Consider the following 3,795-nt stretch of genomic DNA (forward strand, 5'->3'; position numbering starts at 1 on the left):
CCGAACCCGTAGAGGAAGAAGCCCCACAGCCCCAGCTGGGCGTAGGTCAGCCAGGTGGTCCTGTCATGGGTGAGGCGGGGCACCGGCCTTACGCTACAACCAGTTCCTCGGCTGGTTCAACAACGCCGACGGCTGCTACTACAAGCTGGCCGAGCCGCAGCCCGAGGCCCCCGAGGGTCAGCAGTGGTACGTCCGCACCTGCAACGGCGGCGACCTCGGCAGCCAGACCGTGGTGCTGCGGGACACCCCGCCACCCGGGTTCGGCACGCCGCCCGACCCGGAGGAACTGGCCCGGCGGGTCCTGGCGTCGATCTCGCTGCTGCCGCCCCGGATCGCGGTGGCGCCCCGCCGCAACACCGGCCCCGGCCTGGTCGGCCTGCCGGTCTGGATGTGGGCCAGCCCGGGCCGGAACTACTTCGGCCCGATCCACGCCTGGGACTCCGACCGCGGCCTGCGGGTGGACATCACCGCCAAGGTCGACCGGATCGTCTGGACCATGGGCAACGGCGTCAAGGTCACCTGCGCCGACGAGGGCACCCCGTACGACCCGAAGGGGCGCCGCGCCGGGAAGACCTCGCCGGACTGCGGCTACGACTCCGGCTACCCGAAGGCCGGCACCTACCGGGTCAGCGCCACCACGTACTGGTCGGTGACCTGGCGCGGCGGCGGCGAGAGCGGCGTGATCGCCCAGACCCGGACCAGCGGAACGACTCTGATCGAGATCGACGAGCTTCAGGTGGTTACCCGATGAGCCTGGTCACCCGCAACGGCACCCCGGTCGACGCGCCGGTCGCCCCGCCGAAGGTGCTCCGCCAGCGCCGAACCCGTCCCGGCCTGCTGGGGCTGGCGGTGCTGCTGATCGCGTTGGGCGGCCTCGGCGCGGCCTTCGCGGTCACCTCGGTCCGGGCCACCGGCAGCTACCTGGCGGTCGCCCGCCCGGTCGAGGTCGGCCGCAGCTCAGCGCCGACGACCTGGTCAGCGTGCAGGTCTCCGGCGGGGCCGGGCTGTCCCCGGTACCGGCCGGCAAGCTCGACGAGGTGGTCGGGAAGCGGGCGGCGGTGTCGCTCACCCCCGGCACGCTGCTGACCATGGGGCAGCTCACCGACGCCCCGCTGCTCGGCGAGGGGCAGCAGCAGATCGCGCTCGGCTTGAAGCAGACCCAGGTGCCCGCCCGCAAGCTCCATCCCGGCGACAAGGTGCTGCTGGTCAGCACCCCCGCCGACAACGACGACAGCCAGGCGCCGGGCACCCGGTTCACCGGCACGGTGATCGACACGGCCACCCCGGAGAACGACGACGTGGTGGTCTACGTGGCGCTGCCCGTCCGGGACGTGCCGGCCGTGGTGGTGCTGGCCGCCCAGGAGCGGATCGCCCTGGTGCTGGTCGAGGCGGCCTGATGGCGATCATCGCGCTGGTCTCGGCGAAGGGGTCGCCCGGGGTCACCACCACCGCGCTGGCCTGCGCGCTGAGCTGGCACCGGCGGCTGGTGCTGGCCGAGTGCGACCCGGCCGGCGGCACCATCCTCGCCGGCTACCTCGGCGGCGCGCTGGACGGTCCCCGGGGCATCGGCGAACTGGCCGTCGGCGAGCTGCGCGACGGCAACCTGGAGAGCGCCTTCTGGTCGCAGCTGGTCGACCTGGACGCGCCGCGGCGGGAACGGCTGCTGCTGCCGGGCGTGGTCGACCCGGCCCAGGCGGGCAGCGTCAGCCCGCTCTGGCAGCGGTTCGCCGACTTCTTCGGCAGCCTGGAAAAGGGCCAGCCGCCGTACGACGTGATCGTCGACTGTGGGCGACTCCAGGTGGCCGGTCCACCGTGGCCGGTGCTGCGGGCCGCGGCGGTGGTGCTGCTGGTAACCCGGGCGCAGCTGCCCGACCTCTCCGCCACCCGGTCGATGATCCGGGCGATCGAGCGGGACTTCACCGAGCACCGGGTGCCCCCGGGCACGCTGCGGCTGCTGGTGGTCGGCGACGGGCACGGCAAGGGCGAGATCAGCAAGGCGCTGCGGGTACCGGTGATCGCCACCCTGCCGGCGGACCCGCGTACCGCCGAGGTGCTCAGCCTCGGCGGCACCGTACGCGCCGGGCGGCCGTTGATGCGCGCGGCCGGCGCGCTGGAGGTGCCGGTCCGGGCGCTGCTGGACCGCCGCCGGGCCCGGTTGGCCTGGCCCGCCGCCCAGGAGGTGCCGGATGTGGTGTGAGCCGCCCGGGGAGGCACGTCATGCGGTTTGAGCCGGTCTCCCACGACCCGCGTCAGCAGCCGGCGGCGACCTCGACGATGCCGCCGCTGCCCCCGGTGAACGGCCGGCACCACCAGCCGGCGCCGCCCGTCGCGCCACCCCCGCCCACCCCGCCGCCGCGACCGCGGGTGGACTTCGCGGTGGTCCGCGAACTGCGCCGGGAACTGAGCGAACGGCTCACCCAGTGGCAGCGCGGCCGGGAGTTCGACGCCAACGCCGAGGAGGTCGAGCGGGCCCGGCTCGCGGTCGCCGTGGTCTCCGGGTACGCCGACTCGGTGCGCCGGGCCGGCACCCCGATGGCCGCCGACGAGGAGCGGATCCTGCTCGACCAGGTCACCGCCGAGCTGGTGGGGCTGGGCCGGCTCCAGACGCTGCTGGTCGACCACACCATCGAGGAGGTGCACATCCTCGGCTGCGACCAGGTGCGCATCACCCGGCACGGTGGGGGCGTCGACTGGGTCGAGCCGATCGCCGACAGCGACGACGAGCTGGTGGAGATCCTCCAGGCGGCGGCCCGCCGGGCCGGCGCGACCGAGCGGTCCCTGTCGACGTCCAAGCCGACGCTCGACCTGCAACTGCCCGACGGCAGCCGCCTCGCGGCGGTGTTCCTGGTCAGCCACCGCCCGTACGCGGTGATCCGCAAGCACAACACGCTGGACGTCAGCCTGGAGGAGATCGCCGGCTCCCGCCCCGACCTGGACGAGATGATCGACCCGCTGCTGCGCGACTTCCTGCGCGCGTCCATGCGGGCCGGGCTCAACATCATGGTCGCCGGGCTGGCCGGAGCGGGAAAGACGACGGTCATCCGGGCGCTGATGGACGAGATCCCGCCCGACGAGCCGTACGTGCTGCTGGAGGAGAGCCGGGAGCTGCTGCCGGCCCGCCGGGGCCGCAAGCACCGGGCGGTGATGAGCTTCGAGTCCCGCGAGGGGCACGGCGAGCGCGGGATGGACGGGCGACCGGCGGGTGAGGTGAGCATCGCCGACCTGATCCCGGTGTCGCTGCGGATGGGCGTGCTGCGGATCATCGTCGGCGAGGTCCGGTCCCGGGAGATCGTGCCGATGCTCCAGGCGATGACCACCAGCCGCGGCTCGATGTGCACCATCCACGCCCGTACCCCGGCCGGGGTGAGCGAGCGGATCATCGAGCTGGCGCTGGCCCACGGCCGGGAGATGACGGTCGACCAGGCCCGCCGGATGGCCGGCAACGCCCTCGACCTGATCGTCTACGTGACCGTCGAGGACGAGACCGCGATCGGCGGGCGCAAGCACCGGTTCGTCTCCCACGTGGAGGAGGTGATCGGGGTCGGCGAGGGCAACCGGATCGTCACCACCAGCGTCTTCGGCCCCGGCCCGGACGGCCGGGCCGTCCCCCGCCACCTGCCGGAACGCATCCGCGACCAGTTGCTGCGGGTCGGCTACGACGCCCGCCTGCTGACCCGCTTCATCGAGGCCGGCACCGGCGCCTGGCGCCGCCCCCGGCACAGCCGACTCGGCCCGGCGGTGCGCCGGTGAGCGCGCGGAGTCGGCCCCGGTCGAGCCGCGCGGTCGCGACCGGAG

2 protein-coding genes and 2 pseudogenes are annotated in these 3,795 nt (G+C 74.1%); all 4 read left to right on the forward strand.

The genetic code is table 11. The annotated features are described in order from the left end of the window. Positions 1-94: 94 nt before the first annotated feature. A pseudogene (locus JNW89_RS30560) lies at positions 95-751 on the forward strand (hypothetical protein); the annotation flags it as partial. Next, positions 748-1,397: pseudogene (locus tag JNW89_RS30565) on the forward strand (SAF domain-containing protein). The pseudogenes JNW89_RS30560 and JNW89_RS30565, both read left to right, overlap by 4 nt. Further along, positions 1,397-2,197, forward strand: a complete 801-nt coding sequence (locus JNW89_RS30570; RefSeq protein WP_238451716.1) for a ParA family protein — start codon at positions 1,397-1,399, stop codon at positions 2,195-2,197. Before JNW89_RS30565 ends, JNW89_RS30570 begins: the two are co-directional and overlap by 1 nt. Before the next feature lie 20 nt (positions 2,198-2,217). Continuing rightward, a complete protein-coding gene (locus JNW89_RS30575) occupies positions 2,218-3,750 on the forward strand; it encodes a CpaF family protein (RefSeq protein ID WP_238451719.1) in 1,533 nt (510 codons plus the stop codon). Positions 3,751-3,795: the final 45 nt, after the last annotated feature.

Source organism: Micromonospora sp. 4G55 (assembly GCF_016803375.1).

Bases quoted from the DNA above. Each gene is read 5' to 3' on its own strand.
- JNW89_RS30570 (WP_238451716.1), top strand. From the start codon at position 1,397: ATGGCGATCATCGCGCTGGTCTCGGCGAAGGGGTCGCCCGGGGTCACC.
- JNW89_RS30575 (WP_238451719.1), top strand. From the start codon at position 2,218: ATGCGGTTTGAGCCGGTCTCCCACGACCCGCGTCAGCAGCCGGCGGCG.